At 67.2% G+C, this 16,365-nt stretch carries 17 protein-coding genes; 5 read left to right on the top strand and 12 right to left on the bottom strand.

What is annotated here, in order from left to right:
• Positions 1-4: 4 nt before the first annotated feature.
• Genes rplE through rplN form a run of 3 tightly spaced genes read right to left on the bottom strand, consistent with a single transcriptional unit; the run spans position 5 to position 1,254 of the window.
• A complete protein-coding gene (gene rplE, locus J2739_RS07880) occupies positions 5-544 on the bottom strand; it encodes a 50S ribosomal protein L5 (protein WP_068674580.1) in 540 nt (179 codons plus the stop codon).
• An 11-nt stretch (positions 545-555) separates the two neighbouring features.
• Entirely contained in the window at positions 556-873 is a 318-nt protein-coding gene (rplX, locus tag J2739_RS07875; RefSeq protein WP_309900264.1) for a 50S ribosomal protein L24, read from the bottom strand.
• 12 nt (positions 874-885) lie between these two features.
• Positions 886-1,254, bottom strand: coding sequence for a 50S ribosomal protein L14 (gene rplN / locus J2739_RS07870; protein ID WP_068674584.1), 369 nt, complete (start codon positions 1,252-1,254; stop codon positions 886-888).
• Positions 1,255-1,701: 447 nt separating this feature from the next.
• On the opposite strand from rplN, the gene proC reads away from it, so the two are divergent.
• Complete coding sequence (gene proC / locus J2739_RS07865; RefSeq protein WP_309900262.1) at positions 1,702-2,559, top strand: pyrroline-5-carboxylate reductase; 858 nt, start codon at positions 1,702-1,704, stop codon at positions 2,557-2,559.
• A 17-nt stretch (positions 2,560-2,576) separates the two neighbouring features.
• On the opposite strand, the gene ubiA is transcribed toward proC, so the two are convergent.
• Positions 2,577-3,458, bottom strand: a complete 882-nt coding sequence (gene ubiA, locus J2739_RS07860; RefSeq protein WP_309900260.1) for a 4-hydroxybenzoate octaprenyltransferase — start codon at positions 3,456-3,458, stop codon at positions 2,577-2,579.
• A gap of 229 nt (positions 3,459-3,687) precedes the next feature.
• On the opposite strand from ubiA, the gene J2739_RS07855 reads away from it, so the two are divergent.
• Positions 3,688-5,841, top strand: a complete 2,154-nt coding sequence (locus tag J2739_RS07855; RefSeq protein ID WP_309900257.1) for a TonB-dependent receptor — start codon at positions 3,688-3,690, stop codon at positions 5,839-5,841.
• Positions 5,842-5,851: 10 nt separating this feature from the next.
• Here the strand turns inward: J2739_RS07855 and J2739_RS07850 are convergent, their stop codons facing one another.
• From J2739_RS07850 to recG, 3 genes are all read right to left on the bottom strand, one after another.
• Positions 5,852-6,445, bottom strand: a complete 594-nt coding sequence (locus J2739_RS07850) for a Dps family protein (RefSeq protein WP_309900255.1) — start codon at positions 6,443-6,445, stop codon at positions 5,852-5,854.
• Between the two features lie 56 nt (positions 6,446-6,501).
• Entirely contained in the window at positions 6,502-7,473 is a 972-nt protein-coding gene (locus J2739_RS07845; protein ID WP_309900253.1) for a LysR substrate-binding domain-containing protein, read from the bottom strand.
• A gap of 128 nt (positions 7,474-7,601) precedes the next feature.
• Complete coding sequence (recG, locus tag J2739_RS07840; RefSeq protein WP_309900251.1) at positions 7,602-9,704, bottom strand: ATP-dependent DNA helicase RecG; 2,103 nt, start codon at positions 9,702-9,704, stop codon at positions 7,602-7,604.
• 80 nt (positions 9,705-9,784) lie between these two features.
• Here recG and queA point away from each other — a divergent pair, with 80 nt between their 5' ends.
• On the top strand, positions 9,785-10,831 hold the full coding sequence (gene queA, locus J2739_RS07835) for a tRNA preQ1(34) S-adenosylmethionine ribosyltransferase-isomerase QueA (RefSeq protein ID WP_309900249.1): 1,047 nt from the start codon (positions 9,785-9,787) through the stop codon (positions 10,829-10,831).
• A 7-nt stretch (positions 10,832-10,838) separates the two neighbouring features.
• Positions 10,839-12,011 carry a tRNA guanosine(34) transglycosylase Tgt gene (gene tgt, locus J2739_RS07830; protein WP_309900247.1) on the top strand — a complete coding sequence of 391 codons (1,173 nt, stop codon included), beginning with the start codon at positions 10,839-10,841 and terminating at the stop codon, positions 12,009-12,011.
• 18 nt (positions 12,012-12,029) lie between these two features.
• Here tgt and J2739_RS07825 read toward each other — a convergent pair whose 3' ends face one another.
• Positions 12,030-12,419 (bottom strand): hypothetical protein, encoded by a 390-nt coding sequence (locus J2739_RS07825; RefSeq protein ID WP_309900245.1) that lies wholly within the window; start codon positions 12,417-12,419, stop codon positions 12,030-12,032.
• A gap of 183 nt (positions 12,420-12,602) precedes the next feature.
• On the opposite strand from J2739_RS07825, the gene J2739_RS07820 reads away from it, so the two are divergent.
• Entirely contained in the window at positions 12,603-13,379 is a 777-nt protein-coding gene (locus J2739_RS07820) for an SDR family NAD(P)-dependent oxidoreductase (RefSeq protein ID WP_309900242.1), read from the top strand.
• Here the strand turns inward: J2739_RS07820 and J2739_RS07815 are convergent.
• The 4 genes from J2739_RS07815 to J2739_RS07800 all read right to left on the bottom strand — a co-directional run bounded on the left by J2739_RS07815 (position 13,352) and on the right by J2739_RS07800 (position 16,337).
• Positions 13,352-14,440: a serine endopeptidase gene (locus tag J2739_RS07815; RefSeq protein WP_309900240.1), complete on the bottom strand. Its 1,089-nt coding sequence runs from the start codon at positions 14,438-14,440 to the stop codon at positions 13,352-13,354. The genes J2739_RS07820 and J2739_RS07815 overlap by 28 nt on opposite strands.
• 31 nt (positions 14,441-14,471) lie before the next feature.
• Complete coding sequence (locus tag J2739_RS07810; protein ID WP_405053859.1) at positions 14,472-15,263, bottom strand: DUF2145 domain-containing protein; 792 nt, start codon at positions 15,261-15,263, stop codon at positions 14,472-14,474.
• A gap of 89 nt (positions 15,264-15,352) precedes the next feature.
• Positions 15,353-15,811 (bottom strand): hypothetical protein, encoded by a 459-nt coding sequence (locus J2739_RS07805; protein WP_309900238.1) that lies wholly within the window; start codon positions 15,809-15,811, stop codon positions 15,353-15,355.
• A gap of 40 nt (positions 15,812-15,851) precedes the next feature.
• The gene (locus J2739_RS07800; RefSeq protein WP_309900236.1) at positions 15,852-16,337 is read right to left on the bottom strand and encodes a YiaA/YiaB family inner membrane protein; all 486 of its coding nucleotides are present in this window, start codon (positions 16,335-16,337) and stop codon (positions 15,852-15,854) included.
• Positions 16,338-16,365: the final 28 nt, after the last annotated feature.

Raw genomic sequence — 16,365 nt, 5'->3', positions numbered from 1 at the left:
CACCTCAGTTCTTGAACGGGAAACGGAAGCCCGCGAGCAGCGCCTTGGCTTCCTCGTCGGTCTTGGCCGTGGTCGTGATGCTGATATTCAAACCGCGCAGAGCGTCGACCTTGTCGTATTCGATCTCCGGGAAAATGATCTGCTCTTTCACGCCGATGTTGTAGTTGCCACGGCCGTCGAAGGCACGGCCGGAGATGCCACGGAAGTCGCGCACGCGCGGCAGCGCCACGGTCACGAAGCGGTCCAGAAATTCGTACATCTGGACGCCGCGCAGCGTGACCATGCAGCCGATCGGCTGGTTTTCGCGGATCTTGAAGCCGGCGATCGCCTTCTTCGACTTGGTCACGACGGGCTTCTGGCCGGCGATCTTGGTCAGGTCGGCCACCGCGTTATCGAGCACCTTCTTGTCGGCGACCGCTTCGCCCACACCCATGTTGAGCGTGATCTTGGTCAGGCGCGGAACCTGCATGGGCGACTTGTAGCCGAACTTCTCGGTCAGGTCCTTCGCGATCTTTTCGCGGTAGTGTTGTTGGAGACGTGCCATGTGAGTACCCCTTAGGCGGCCTTGATTTCTTCGCCGCTGGACTTGAAGACGCGCACGCGCTTGCCGTCCGTGACCTTGATGCCCACGCGATCGGCCTTGCCGGTCGCGGCATTGAAGATCGCCACGTTGGATTGGTGAATCGGCATGGCCTTCTCGACGATGCCCCCGGTCGTGCCCTTGAGCGGGTTCGGCTTTGTGTGCTTCTTGGCGAGGTTCACGCCCTCGACGACCAAATGAGAGTCATCCTTACGCAGCGACACCGTGCCGCGCTTGCCCTTGTCGCGCCCGGCCAGCACGATGACCTGGTCGCCCTTGCGAATCTTGTTCATGGCGAGTTGTCCTTAGAGAACTTCGGGGGCCAGCGACACGATCTTCATGAACTTCTCGGTGCGCAGCTCGCGCGTGACCGGTCCGAAGATGCGGGTGCCGATGGGCTCCAGCTTGGCATTGAGCAGAACGGCGGCGTTGCCGTCGAACTTGACGAGCGAGCCGTCGGCGCGACGGATGCCCTTGGCGGTGCGAACCACCACTGCGCTGTAGATCTCGCCCTTCTTGACGCGACCCCGCGGAGCGGCTTCCTTGATGCTGACCTTGATGACGTCGCCCACGCTGGCATAACGCCGCTTGGAGCCGCCGAGCACCTTGATACACAGGACGGATTTCGCGCCCGTGTTGTCGGCCACATCGAGCCGGGATTCAGTTTGGATCATTTCGTGTATTCCCAACTTGTACCGGTCGCCACTCCGAAATGCCGGAAGCAGCTTGCGGTCAGTCTTGGGCCCGTCGTCCTCGCATCGAAACCACTTCGATGCGTCTCCGTTGGGCGGAAGCTCTATCGCTGTTTTTCGCCTTTTAAAGCGAAGCCCGCGATTGTGGCACGAGAGTGCACGGGTGTCAAACCGCCATTGTGCCGCGACCTTCCCGGGGATGCGCGTTGTCGATGCGTCGAACCCAATCTGGCAAACGCGAGGCTTGCAAGGTGAGTGCACGCTTCCTAAATACGACCGATGGAGGCTGCCCTCTGTTCAGTCTCCCTTCCATCACGATAGACTTCGCGCGCCGAGGCCGAGTGGCGAGCACCTCCAGGATGACGAGCGGCGACAATTTCCATCCGCTTCAGCTCTGCACTTCGCAGCGTTCATTTCAATGGATAGATCATGAACATCGCCGTCACCTTCCTGCCCCGCCAGGAGCGGGCTCCCCTGCCGCCCATCGGCTTCATCGGCGGCGGCAACATGGCCAGCGCCATCATCGGCGGGCTGATCAAGCGACAGATCCCGGCCACGGCCTTCGAGGTGGTCGAACCCCTGGCCGAAGCCCGCGAGCGGCTCCGCCACGATTTCGGCATCACGGCGCAGGCCGAGGCGGGCGCGGCGCTCGAGCGTTGCGGGGTGGTGGTCTGGGCCGTCAAGCCGCAGAGTTTTGCGCAAGCCGCACAGGCCGTCCGGGGGCTGGCCAAGGACGCGTTGCATCTCAGCGTCGCCGCGGGCATCCCCTCCGAGAGCATCGCGCGCTGGCTCGCCACCGAGAAGGTGGTACGCGCCATGCCGAACACGCCGGCGCTGGTCGGCAAGGGCATGACCGGCCTGTTCGCGCGGCAGGCCGTCGATGCGGCCGGGCACAAGTTGGTGGAGCAGGTCCTGGAAGCCACCGGCGAGCTGATCTGGGTGGACGCCGAGAGCGCGCTGGACGCAGTCACCGCGGTGTCCGGCTCGGGGCCCGCTTACGTGTTCTATTTCATCGAGGCCATGACCGAAGCGGGCATCGAGCTGGGTCTCACGCCCGAGCAGGCACACCGGCTGGCCGTCGGCACCTTCACCGGCGCCTCGACCCTGGCGAATGATGCAAGCGAGCCGCCCGCCGTACTGCGCGAGCGCGTGACCTCCAAGGGCGGGACCACGTACGCCGCGATCACCTCGCTCGAGAGCGCCGACGTCAAAGGCAAATTCAAGGCCGCGATCCGCGCCGCCCACTTGCGCGCGGCGGAACTGGCCGAGGAGTTCGGCCGCGGCTGAAGCGCGCTCCCTCGGATTCAGCGCAGCAGATGCCCGGCCACCACGGCGGCAAACATGGTGAAGCCCAGCCAATGGTTGAGCCGAAAGGCCTTGAAGCAGCCCTCCCGCGTACGCTCGCGGATCAACCGCCAGTGCCACAGCGCCTGCGCCGCTGCGAGAGCAACGCCCGCGTAGACGACAGGGTTCAGCTGCCGGCTCGCGCTGGCAACAGCCCACATCACCAGGAAGATCGCATAGCTCGCCATCACCGCGGCCACATCGAAGCGGCCGAAGGTGATGGCCGAGGTCTTCATGCCGATCTTGAGATCATCGTCGCGGTCGACCATGGCGTATTCGGTGTCGTAGGCCAGCACCCAGAACAGGTTGCCCGCCAGCAGCCACCAGGCCAAGGCCGGCACCGAGGATTGCACGGCCGCAAAGGCCATCGGAATGCCGAAGCTGAAGGCAATGCCCAACACCGCTTGGGGGACTGCGACGAAGCGCTTTGCGAAGGGATAGACCAGCGTGACGGCCAACGCTGCGAAGGACCACAGCACCGCCGCGCGACGGGTCGTGAGCACCAGCATGAAGGCCATCAGCGCGAGCACCGCCCCGAGGGTCAGCGCCTCCTTGACTGACACCGCCCCGCTGGTGACGGGCCGCTGGGCGGTTCGCTTGACGTGCCGATCGAAGTCGCGATCGGCGACGTCGTTGACGCAGCAGCCCGCGCTGCGCATCAGGATGGTGCCGAGCACGAAGACCGTCAACAGGTGCCAGCCGGGGAAGCCGTCCGCCGCAAACCACAGCGCCGCCAGCGAGGGCCACAACAGCAGCAGCCAGCCGGCCGGGCGGTTCCATCGGATCAGATCCAGGTAGAGCGAAAAGCGGCCGCGAGGCGCGACGGCGGTAGAGGCGGACATGCCGCGATTTTGCGCCACGCAGGACAGCCGCTCGCCAGGGGGCCCGCTAGAATCCGACGCTTCGCGCGACGCGATTCCCTTTGCATTCCAGGCCTCGGCTGCCCTGCCGGGTCGCCGCGCAAAGGCACCCAACCCAGATATTTCCAGGCAGGGCCCCGTCGGTTCGCCATCGCTTCGATGGCAGACCGCACGGCGCTTCGCATGCTGTTCTTGCCTGAAAGGAAATGTCATGTCCCTCCCCCGCACGCGCTCACGGCTGCGCCTTCTGCCACTTACTGCAGCGTCACTGGCCCTGCTTCATGGCGCGGCGCAGGCCCAGCAACAGGGCAACACCTTGAAGGAAGTTACCGTCAGCACGGACCAGGAGGCCGGCTACGCGACCGCCGTCGGCAGCACGGCCACCAAGGGCAGCGCTCCGCTGCGCGACGTTCCACAGGCCGTCAATGTGCTGCCGGCGCAGCTGCTGCGCGACCAGGGCGCCACCTCCATGCAGGATGCACTGCGCAACGCGCCCGGCGTTTCCTTCAGCAGCGGCGACGGCCAGCGAGACCAGGTTGTCATCCGCGGCTTCACGGCCATCGCAGACTGGTTCGTGGACGGCGTGCGCGACGATGCGCTCTACTTTCGCGACCTGTCGGACACCGAGCGCATCGAGGTGCTCAAAGGTCCGGCTGCCGTGCTCTACGGCCGCGGGTCCTCGGGCGGCCTGATCAATCGCGTCACCAAGAAGCCGGTATTCGGGGAGTCCTTCGGCGAAGTCTCGCTCGGGCTCGGCAGCCACGACTTCAAGCGCGCCACCGCCGACCTCAACACGCCCATCGGCGAGAACATGGCGTTCCGGCTCAACGTCGCCCGTGAGAAGTCGGGCAGCTATCGCGACCAGCAGTTCATCGACCGCTACAGCATCGCGCCTTCCCTGGCGATGAAGTTCAGCCCGCAGACCGACCTGCTGCTGCAGTACACCAACGCCCATGACCAGCGATTGACGGACTTCGGCATTCCGGCACTCAACGGCCGCCCGGTCGACGTGCCGATCGGCACCTACTACGGCTCTGCCCTCGCCCGGCGCGACGACACCAGCACCTCCAAGGTCCAGTCCTTCACCGCCACGCTGAACCACCGCTTCAGCGACACGCTGAGCCTGCGCAACACCACCCGCTATTACAGCTACAAGCTCGACCGCTTCAACACGCTGCCCAGCGGCACGACCGACCCGGTGCGCCTCACCGTCGGCCGCACGCGCGGCTTCGTCGATCGCGACGAAGACGGCTGGTTCAACCAGAGCGACCTGAGCTGGCGCAACGAGCTCGGTGGCTTCAAGCAGGAGTGGCTGGTCGGCGCGGAGCTCGGCGTGCAGAACAAGCGCGCCTATTCCGTCTCGTCGAGCGTCGGCTTTCAGCGCGTGAGCATCTTCGACCCGGTCTCCGTCCCGCCGCCCATTCCACTCGCCAGCTACCTGGCGACGAGCGCCATCCCCAGCAACTCCACCTTCGAGACCACGGCGCTCTATGCGCAGGACCAGATCACGCTGGCGCCGCAATGGAAGGCCCTGGTGGGCGCTCGCTACGACATGTTCGACCAGGAGACGTCCTTCGAACGAAGCCTGCCCACCCTCACGCGGACCGACAAAAAGTTCAGCCCGCGAGCCGGCCTGGTCTGGCAGCCGAGCGACGCGCAGTCGTACTATGTGTCGTACAGCCGCTCGTTCCAGCCTTCGGCGGAAAACTTCGCGCTGTCTGCCAACAACGCCGACAACGCGCCCGAGATCACGGTCAACAAGGAGATCGGCGCCAAGCTCGACTTCCTGGAAGGCGCGCTCGGCTTCACGGCCGCGCTCTTCAACCTGGAGCGCTCGGGCATCAAGAACAGCGACCCGGCGAATCCGGCACGGCAGATCAACGTGGGCACCCAGCGCACCAACGGGCTGGAGCTCACGGTCGCGGGCAAGCTGCCGGGACGCTGGGACATCAGCGCGGGCTATGCCTACCTGGATGGACGGATGGTGAAGTCGCTCGCCACCGTCAGCGGCTTGCAACTGCCCGTGGGCGCACCGATGCCGGTCCAGGGCAAGGTGGCGCCGCTCACGCCCCGGCACTCGGCCTTCGTGTGGCTCATGAAGGACCTGGGGCACGGCTTCAGCGCCGGCGGCGGGCTGAACTACGTGGCGGCGCGCTACGCCTCGCTGACCAACCTGGTGACGCTGCCGGGCTACGTGACGGCCGACCTGGCAGGCAGCTACAAGACCGATCGCTACGAGCTGGCACTGAACCTGAAGAACCTCGCCAACAAGAAGCACTATGTATCGGCCCACGGCAGCGTGGACAACCTGATCATCCCCGGGCCGCCGCGCGAGCTGCAGTTGACGCTGCGCGCCAAGTTCTGAGCGACCTCGCTCAATCCTCCAGCAGCGAACGCAGCATCCAGGCCGTCTGGTCGTGCACCGTGCAGCGCGCGGTCAGCATGTCGGCGGTCGGATCGTCGCCGGCCTCTTCGGCGACGGGGATGAACTCGCGCGCGATGCGCGAGACAGTCTCGTGGCCCTTGACCAGGATGCGCACCATCTCCATGGCCTTGGGCGGGTCCCTGGGCACGTCGGGCACAGTCGCGATCTTGCTGAACTCCGCATAGGAGCCCGGCGCGTAGTGGCCCAGCGCGCGAATGCGCTCGGCGATGACGTCGGTCGAGCCCCACAGCTCTGTGTACTGCGCCATGAACATCGCATGCAGCGAGTTGAAGTGCGGGCCGGTCACGTTCCAGTGGAAGTTATGCGTCGTGAGATAGAGCGTATAGGTGTCCGCCAGCACGCGGCTCAGGCCCTCGGCGATGGCGGCACGGTCCTCACGGTCGATGCCGATGTTGATCATCGGCGCATTGCGGCTGCCCGATTCCTGGGCCACCAGCGTGTCGCCCTTCGTGGGCACCTTGCCGGCGGAAGCGGCCGGTGCGTCGGCAGCAGCGGACTTGGATTTCTTGTGGACTTTGGCCATGGCGAGTTCCTTCTTCGAGGTCGTTGAACGGGTGAAAACTTGAGAAGCCGGGTCGGCTACGAAAGCCGCTTGACGCCCGGCAGCTCGCAGGCATAGATGGCGTTACGCAGCGCCGCGATGGCCTCGTAGCGCGTGAAGCTGCGGCGCCACGCCAGCACCACGCGGCGCGTCGGCGGCTCGCCGCCCTGGATGTCGCGCACAGGCAGGTAGCGCACGATCTGCTCTGGCTCTCTGCTGCGTCCTTTCGCGCCCCGAGGCTTGAGTGCATCGGCCGGAACCGACAGGCGCGGCACCAGCGTCACGCCCATGCCGGCCGCGACCATGTGCTTGATGGTCTCCAGCGAGGAGCCTTCGAAGCTCTTGCGAATGCCCTCGGCATCGCTCGAGAAGCGGGCGAATTCCGGACACACCTCGAGCACGTGGTCGCGAAAGCAGTGGCCTGTGCCGAGCAGCAGCATGGTTTCCTTCTTGAGCTCGTCGGAGCTCACGGATTCGCGCTCCGCCAGCGGATGGTGGACCGGAACAGCCGCCATGAAAGGCTCGTCGTACAGCTGCGCCACCGCGAGCCCGGTGTCCGGGAAAGGCTCGGCCATGATCGCGCAATCGATCTCACCCGAACGCAGCATCTCCAGCAGCTTGACGGTGAAATTCTCCTGGAGCACCAGCGGCATCTGGGGTGTGCGCGCGATGTTCTGGCGCACCAGGTCGGGCAGCAGGTAGGGGCCGATGGTGTAGATCACGCCGAGATTCAGCGGACCCGACAGCGGGTCCTTGCCGCGCTTGGCGATCTCCTTGATGCTGGCAGCCTGGTCGAGCACGCTCTGGGCCTGCTGCACGATCTGCTCGCCCAGCGGCGTGACCGTGACCTCACCTGCGCTGCGCTCGAAGAGCTTGACTTCGAGTTCGTCCTCCAGCTTCTTGATGGCGACCGACAGGGTGGGCTGCGAGACGTAGCAGGCCTCGGCCGCCTTGCCGAAATGCCGCTCGCGCGCAACCGCAACGATGTATTTGAGTTCGGTGAGGGTCATAGCTTCCGTCAATTATGCGCAAGAGCTCCCGACGCGTGCCGGGAGCATCGCTAAGGGCTTTTGACAGAGCGCCAAATTTCATAACGGGGATTCAACCCGTGACCGCCCGGCCCGATGGAGGCCATCACTCAGGCTTTGAGGTATTCGGCCTTGCTGCCCAGCCAACGGTCGACATGCTTCTCGGCCAGCGCGGGATGGCGGTCGAGCATGCGCGGTGCCAGTGAGCGCGCCCAGTCGAGCAGCAGCACATCGGTGCTGAGGTCGGCGAAGCGCAGCAGCGGCGCGCCCGACTGGCGCGCGCCGAGGAATTCGCCGGGGCCGCGTATGTCGAGGTCGCGCCGCGCGATCTCGAAGCCGTCGCTGGTCTCGGCCATCGCCTTGAGCCGCGCCCGGGCCGACTCGCCGACCCGGCCGCCCTCGTTCGGCGCGTACAGCAGCACGCAAGCCGAGGCCGCCGCGCCGCGCCCGACCCGGCCGCGCAGCTGATGCAGTTGCGACAGACCGAAGCGCTCGGCATGCTCGATCACCATCAGCGAGGCATTGGGCACGTCGACGCCGACCTCGATCACGGTGGTGCTCACCAGCACCTGCAGCCGGTTGGCCGTGAAGGCCTCCATCACGGCCTGCTTCTCGGCCGTCGGCATGCGCGAGTGCAGGAGCCCGACGCCCACCTCCGCCCCGAGCGCGCCGGCCAGTTCGTCGCGCGTCTGCGTCGCATTGCGCAGGTCGACGGCCTCGCTCTCCTCGATCAGGGGACAGACCCAGTAGACCTGCCTGCCCTGTTCCAGCTGGACGCGGATGCGATCGATGACTTCGTCTCGCCGATGCTCGGCCACCAGCTTGGTGACGATGGGCGTGCGGCCCGGCGGCAGCTCGTCGAGGGTCGAGACGTCGAGGTCGGCGTAGTAGCTCATCGCCAGGGTGCGCGGGATCGGAGTGGCGCTCATCATCAGGAGATGCGGCTCCAGCTGCCCCCCGGCCTTGCCACGCAGCGCCAGCCGCTGGGCGACGCCGAAGCGGTGCTGCTCGTCGATGATCGCCAGGGCCAGGTTGCGGAAGCGAACCTTCTCGGAGATGACGGCATGCGTGCCGATCACCAATGCCGCCTCGCCGTTCTCGACCACGGCCGACATCGCATCGCGCTCCTTCTTCTTCTGGCTGCCGGTGAGCCAGGCCACGCGCAGGCCCCGCTCGGCCAGCAGCGGATCGAGCCAGCCGACCAGCTTGCCGAAATGCTGCGCGGCCAGGATCTCGGTGGGCGCCATCAGGGCGCACTGGTGGCCGGCGTCGATGCAGCGCGCCGCCGCGAGCGCCGCGACCACCGTCTTGCCCGAGCCCACGTCGCCCTGCAGCAGCCGGTGCATCGGCACTTCGCGCGCGAGGTCGCGGGCGATCTCCTCCACCACGCGCTGCTGGGCGCCGGTCAGCGCGAACGGGAGAACGGCCCGCAACGCCTCGCCGAGCGAGTTCTTCGAGGCAGCCGCCGACAGCACCGGCGCCCGCTGCGCGCCGCGGGCCCGCCGCGCCTGCAGCTGCGACAGCTGCTGCGCCAGCAGTTCGTCGGCCTTGAGCCGCTGCCAGGCCGGGTGGCTGTGGTCCTCCAGCGTGGCCATTGCGACATCGGGCGCCGGATAGTGCAGGAAATGAAGTGCTCGCCGCAGGTCCCAGGCGTTCGGCGGCGCCCACCCCTCGGGAATGGTTTCGTCGAGCGCCGCGCGAGCCAGGCCGGATCGCACTTCGCGCCGCAGCACCGGCTGCGGCAGGCCGGCGACGGTCGAGTACACCGGCGTCAGCGCCTGCGGGAGCTCCGTGCCCGCTGCCTTGACGTTCGGATGCATCATCTGCCGCCCGGCGAAACCGCCACGCACCTCGCCGCGCAAGCGCACCCGCGCGCCCACCGCCAGCTGCTTCTGCTGCGAAGGATAGAAATTGAAGAAGCGCAGCTGACAGGTGTCGCTGCCGTCGTCCACCGTCACGATGAGCTGGCGGCGGGGGCGAAAGACCACCTCGCTCCCGGTCACCACCGCCTCGATCTGCGCCACGTCGCCATCGCGCGTGTCGGCCAGGCGCACCAGGCGGGTCTCGTCTTCGTAGCGCATCGGCAAATAGAGCGCGAAGTCGATGTCGCGCACCAGGCCCAGCTTGCGCAGCGCGCGCTGCACTGCGCTCAGGCCGGTGCCGGGCGCCGCGACGGGCTTTTCCGGAGGCAAGGACTTGGCGGCGGCGGGCATGGGACAATTCTGCCCGCCTCTTCGGCCCCCTTTCCTTTCCCCCGCCTCCTTGGCACGGGCCCGTCCGGCCCTCAAGATCCATGCGCGCCTTCACGCTCTCCGACTTCGATTTCGATCTGCCGCCCGAGCTGGTGGCCCAGCACCCGGCCGCCGAGCGCAGCGCCTCGCGCCTGCTCGACGGCAGGACAGACCCACCCTCCGACCGCATCTTCAAGGCCCTGCCCTCGCTGCTGCGCCCGGGCGACCTGCTGGTCTTCAACGACACCCGCGTGGTCAAGGCGCGCCTGTTCGGCGAGAAACCCACCGGCGGCAAGCTCGAGCTGCTGGTGGAGCGTGTGCTGCAGCACCACGAGGTGGTGGCCCATATGAAGGTCAGCAAGAAGCCGCCGGTGGGTACCGTGCTCGCCATGGGCGGCGGCTTCCAGGCAACGCTGCTGGGCCGGTGGCCCGACGAACGAGGCGCGCTGTTCCGCCTGCGCTTCGACAGCCCCGCCGGCGAGGACCCCTATGCGCTGATGGCGCGCTGCGGCCATGTGCCATTGCCGCCCTACATCGAGCACGCCGACTCGCAGGACGACGAGCGGCGCTACCAGACCGTGTTCGCCCGCGTGCCGGGCGCGGTGGCCGCGCCGACGGCGGCACTGCACTTCGACGAGGCACTGCTCGCCGAGCTCGAGGCGCGGGGCGTGCAACGCGCCAGCGTCACGCTGCACGTGGGCGCCGGTACCTTTCAGCCGGTCAAGACCGAGAACATCGCCGAGCACCAGATGCATGCCGAGCGCTACGAGGTGCCCGAGGCGACGCAGCGCGCAATCGCAGAAACCAAGGCGCACGGCGGCCGCATCGTCGCCGTCGGCACCACCACCGTGCGCACCCTCGAATCGTGGGCCAAGAGCGGTGAGGCCGCCGGCGACACCCGCATCTTCATCACGCCGGGCTTCGCCTTCGCGCATGTGGACCTGCTCGTCACCAACTTCCACCTGCCCAAGAGCACGCTCATGATGCTGGTGAGTGCCTTTGCCGGCTACGAACGCGTGATGGCGCTCTATGCCCACGCGATCCGCGAGCGCTACCGCTTCTTCAGCTATGGCGACGCGATGCTGCTGGCCCGCGCGAACGATCAATAGACAACGCATGCTGAACTTCCAACTCCTCGCCACCGATCCCGGCAGCCATGCGCGCCGCGGCAAACTCACGCTCAACCATGGCGTGGTTCAGACGCCGATCTTCATGCCCGTGGGCACCTACGGCACCGTCAAGGGCGTGATGCCGCGCAGCCTCGAGGAAATGGGCGCGCAGATCATCCTGGGCAACACCTTCCATCTCTGGATGCGCCCGGGCCTGGACGTGATGGCCGGCTTCGGCGGCCTGCATCAATTCGAGAAATGGGACAAGCCCATCCTCACCGACTCGGGCGGCTTCCAGGTCTGGTCGCTGGGCGCCATGCGCAAGATCAGCGAGGAGGGCGTGAAGTTCGCGTCGCCCGTCAACGGCGACAAGCTCTTTCTCACGCCCGAGGTCTCGATGCAGATCCAGACCATCCTCAACAGCGACGTCGTCATGCAGTTCGACGAATGCACGCCCTACGACACCCACGGCCACGTCACGACCGAAGCCGAGGCGCGTTCGTCGATGGAACTGAGCCTGCGCTGGGCCCGGCGCTGCCAGGCCGAGTTCGCGCGGCTCGCGAACCCGAACGCGCTTTTCGGCATCGTGCAGGGCGGCATGTACGAGCACCTGCGCGAGGAATCGCTGGCCCAGCTGGTCGAGCTCGACTTCCCGGGCTATGCGATCGGCGGCGTCAGCGTCGGCGAGCCCAAGGAGGAGATGCTGCGCATCATGGCGCACACGCCGCACCGGCTGCCGGCGAACAAGCCGCGCTACCTGATGGGCGTGGGCACACCCGAGGACCTGGTGGAGGGCGTGGCCCAGGGCGTCGACCTGTTCGACTGCGTGATGCCCACGCGCAATGCCCGCAACGGGACCCTTTTCACCCGCTTCGGCGACCTGAAGATGCGCAACGCGCGCCACAAGAACGATCCGCAGCCCATCGATCCGAGCTGCAGCTGCCATGCTTGCGCCGGCGCTTCGGGCGTGCCCTGGAACGACGGCGGACGCGAGGGCTTCAGCCGCGCCTACCTGCATCACCTGGATCGCTGCGGCGAGATGCTCGGGCCGATGCTCACGACCATCCACAACCTGCACTACTACCTGAACCTGATGCGCGAGATCCGCGCGGCGCTCGACACCGGCACCTATTCGCAGTTCCGCGTGCAGTTCAAGGCCGATCGGGCGCGCGGCGTTTAGCGCAAAACCGGTCGGCGGCTATTTCGCGGCGCTCGGCGTCTTGATGGGCAAGGGCGTGCTGTAGGGCTCGACGCGCAGCAGCTCGTTCCCGAACAAGGCGACCTGCCGGATGGGCGCCTGGACCAGGGCGCCGCCCGCGTCCTTTTGCGAGGCGTACTGCCACACGGTCAGGGGACTCTTGGCCTGAACCAGTGCTGCGAAGCGCTGCACCTCGGGCGTGCTGCCGGAGCCCAACTGCACGGCCTCGATGCCGACCACGATATCGTCGCGCGGCGAAACCACCTTGAAGAGCCGGATGCCCGGCTCCTGTGCGTTGGCGACCAGACTCACCGCCGACAGCAGTGCGATGAGAAAGGACGCAAGGTACAGGCCGGCGGCGGCGTGGCGATGAAGGAGCTGGCTGAACATGGTGGCACGTCTCGTATCGAAGGCATCGAGCGTAGCCAGAAGCAGTGCGCGCGGGAACACGACCTAAGCCATACGCCGCATGCGCGAGGGCGGTGCGCGCACTGGCGCGCGCCGTCCCCGCCGTAGAGAATCACCCGGCCGCGCCCTCCGCGGCAGCCCCTTCCAATCGCAGGAATCCTGATCATGACGGCAACGAACTCCTTCTATTCCGCGCGCTATCCATCACTCGCCGGCCGCAGCGTTTTCATCTCGGGTGGCGCCACCGGCATCGGCGAGGCCCTGGTGCGTGCCTTTCACGCGCAGGGCGCTCACGTCGGCTTCTGCGACATCGACGATGCGGCCGGCAACACATTGGCGGCCACACTGCAGGGCGACAACGAAGTGCTGTTCCATCAATGCGACGTGACCGACGTCGCCGCATTGCAGGCGGCCATCGCCGCGGTGCGGGCGCGCTTCGGGCCGATCCGCGTGCTGCTCAACAACGCCGCCAACGACCGCCGCCACGAGATGGCCGATGTCACGAGCGAAGACTTCGATGCGCTGGTGGCGATGAACTTCAAGCACCAGTTCTTCGCCGCGCAGGCCGTGGCGGACGACATGCGTGCAGCGGGCGGCGGCTCGATCATCAACTTCGGCTCGATCAGCTGGATGATCAAGGGCGCCGGCTACCCGGTCTACCAGGCGTGCAAGGCCGCCGCGCGCGGGCTCACGCGCTCGCTGGCGCGCGACCTCGGCAAGGCCAACATCCGCGTGAATTCCATCGTGCCGGGCTGGGTGATGACCGAGCGCCAGCTGAAGCTCTGGGTCAAGCCTGAATCCGAGGCCCAGATCGACGCTGCCCAATGCCTGCCCGGCCGGGTGATGGCGCAGGACATCGCGAGCATGGCGCTCTTCCTCGCCGCCGACGATTCGCGGATGTGCAGCGCGCAGGACTACGTGGTGGATGCCGGCTGGACCTGAGGCGGCAGACCATCGGCCGGCGGCGATGCCGCGACGGTACCGCAGGCATGGCAGAAGCGCGAGAAGGCACTCTTGCGCGCCTTGCACGCCCGGCAGTGGTCGAACAAGCCGATGCCGCAATGCGGGCAGAAGTCGATCTCGGTGTTCTTCAGTTCCACCGGCCGCTCGCAACCCGGGCACACGCTCTTGGCCAGCCGCGCCAACGCCGTGTCGTAGCTCAACTCGTTGCGGCGGACGGTGTCGGGCTGTGCTTCGGCGAGCTTCTGGCGCGCCAGGTAGCGGTTGAGCGCGATGATCGCGTAGCGCCCCACCAGCACGGTCAGCACGATGCCCACCGCGTAGCGCACGTAGCCTCCATAGCTCGGCAGGTAGGGCACCAGCTCGACGAAGAAGGCGAACAACGCGAAGAAGATGAAGCCCCAGACAAAGGGCCACCAGGTGCTCTTGCGCTTCTTCGCGAACAGCCAGCCCGCGACCACCAGCAGCGGCAGGGTCAGCGCCAGCCGATAGGCGAACACGCGCAGTTCGACGCGCCGGCTCTCCGCCTCCAGCGACTTGCGCGCCGACGCTTCGAGCACTGCAAGCTTCTCCTGGGCGCTCTGGCGGGCCTGGCGTGCATCGAGCGCGATCTGCCGCTGCGCCCCGACCGCCCGCTCGGCTTCGTTCTCCTTGGCCTTCAGCGCGTCCAGCGCCCTGGTGCGGGCGATCAGCTCGGTGTCCTGGTCCGGCTGCGCGGTCACGCGCCGCGTCGCCAGCCAATTGCCGAAGGTCTCCCGCGAAGTGCGGCTGGCCTGCTGGGCGGCCATCAGCGCGAGCTCGGCCTGCTCGCGCTCGCGCGTGGCCTCTTGCTCGGTACGCTCGCTGGCCAGGATCGTCTGGCGCAGCGGTTCGGCAGCCTGGCGATCGATGAAGTCATCGAGCGTGAGCGTGCGCTCCACGCGCGGCAGGTCGCCAACGACGGTGCTGCCCAATCCGATGAGGAAGCTCGCGAACACCAGGGCCACCACCCACAGGCCGCGTCGGAACCATTTCTCCGACAGACGCAGGGACTTGCTGCTCATCCGATTCCTCGTTGTTGTTGAAGCTGCTGCATCAGAGCCCGAGCACCACCGGGGCCGCGCCGAGTCCCGCACGAGGCATCCAGGCGAAGACCGAGTCGACCGTCACGGTTTCGATACGGTCGGAAAAGCGCTTCTCGTTGGGGTGATCGTCGAAGGCCACATTGGCCGCGCCGAGGCGCCCGCCGAGCCGCGTCAGCGGCCCGAGCTTGAGCGTGGTGGGCTCGTAGCCCTTGAACTTCAGCCATGCCTGCGCCTGCGCGCGCGTGCGGATCGTCGCGGGCTCCATCGCCGCCGCCAGGGTCTCGATCGCCCACTGGTTCGACTGCTGGTATTTGTCACCCCAGGCATAGCTCACGATGCTGTAGGAAGGGATGTGCAGTCTCGTGATGCGCGAAGGCGGTTCGCCGAGCGCCGCCCGCAGCTGCGCCTGCACGGCCGGCGTCGGGACGACCCAGGCGGCCTCGTTGCGCCACAGGTCGTCGAGGAAGAACTCGCCCAGTCCCTGGCGGTAGACCGCCGCCGTCGCCGTGTTGCACTGGTTCAGCTTGTGCACCACGCGCCAGAGGCCGGCTTCGGTCTTGTAGGCCAGGCCCATGTGCGAGTAGCGCAGCCCGTACTTGCCCAGGTCCTGGCCCGCCCGCGCCAGCAGCACCACCTGGGCGCCGCTGGCGTCGAGCTGCTGCGCGGTGCGCTGGGCAAGCTCCATGCCCTTGATGATGGAAGCCGCGTTCGGCCGGTGCTCCTCGCAGGATCGGCCGGCATGCGCGTTGAGCGGGAACAGGAAGAGCCCGGCCAGGGTCACAGCCAGCGCCGCCGCAAGCACGTGCAGGACCGATCGCAGCCAGCGGCGCACATGCGGCACGCGGCTTCGGTACTCGGTCTCGTAGTTGCCGAAGTTGGTAGGAATGCGCTTCACGACAGCCTCTCGTTGTAGAGCAGCGCGCGGCCCAGGGCATTCGGGACGAAGGCCAGCACTTCGCCGGCCGCCGACAGCACGACGCCGGTGCCGATCACGCTGACCGTCACCACGGTGCCGGCCACGACCACGCTGCCAAGGACGGCACGGCCAATCACCTTGACGCTCGCGCGGGCGCCATCGGATGCGCGCTCCAGCAGATAAACGGTTCCATCCGCCGAAGCCTCGATCGCCACCACCGTGAGCGTCGAACCGGCCACCGACAGCGCTGCCGGCACCGCCACCGCCGAAGTCGCCGCGCTCCCTGCCAGCGAGGCGGTTCCGACGACCGAGGCCACCGGCAACATCGACAGAGCGGCCGAAGCCTCGCTCTGCGCATGAACCTGAAGCGGGGCGGCGATGCCCGCCAGCGCGGCACACGCTGCGATCACGGCCTGGACCAAAGACTTCGTCATGATGTGCTCTCCAGGATAAGGGCTTGAAGGGCTTGCGCTCTCATTCACCACGCTCCGCTTCGGCGCGGGCTTCGCGGCGGCCCTGCAGGCGCGCTTCGGCGATGTCGGCCTCGTGGCGGTCACGCAAGGTCTTGGCCAGCGTGAAGGCGCTGCTGATCAGGAACAGCCAGCTCACGCCGAGGAAGGCCTTGTAGGTCTCGCTGATCTCCATGCGCAGCAGGCCCCAGCCGGTCAGGCCCATCGCGGTGAAGAAGCCGCCCCAGACCACGAGCTTCCACATCGGCGTGTCGCCGGCGCCGGGCAGCGCGCCGCGCTGGTTGTCGCGCACGAACTTGGCCAGCACGAAGGCCGCCGACAAGCAGAACACGTAGCCCATCACCATGAACGCCCGGTCCAGCGCCTGTCCCGGCAGCCAGCCCAGGCCGGTCGCGCAGAGGAACACGGCCAAGCCGAAGGAGATCCAGACCTGGACCTGCCAGGCACGGGTGTCGCGCTGGAGGGAGACGATGGGGGTGGAGGGTTGCATGGATGCCTCGCGGCGTAGTGAAGGTGCG

The sequence above is a fragment of the Variovorax soli genome (assembly GCF_031454625.1).
Taxonomy (GTDB): Bacteria; Pseudomonadota; Gammaproteobacteria; order Burkholderiales; family Burkholderiaceae_C; genus Variovorax; species Variovorax soli_A.
Note: the sequence above shows the minus strand (reverse complement) of the source record. Positions and strands in the feature narration are given on the sequence as shown.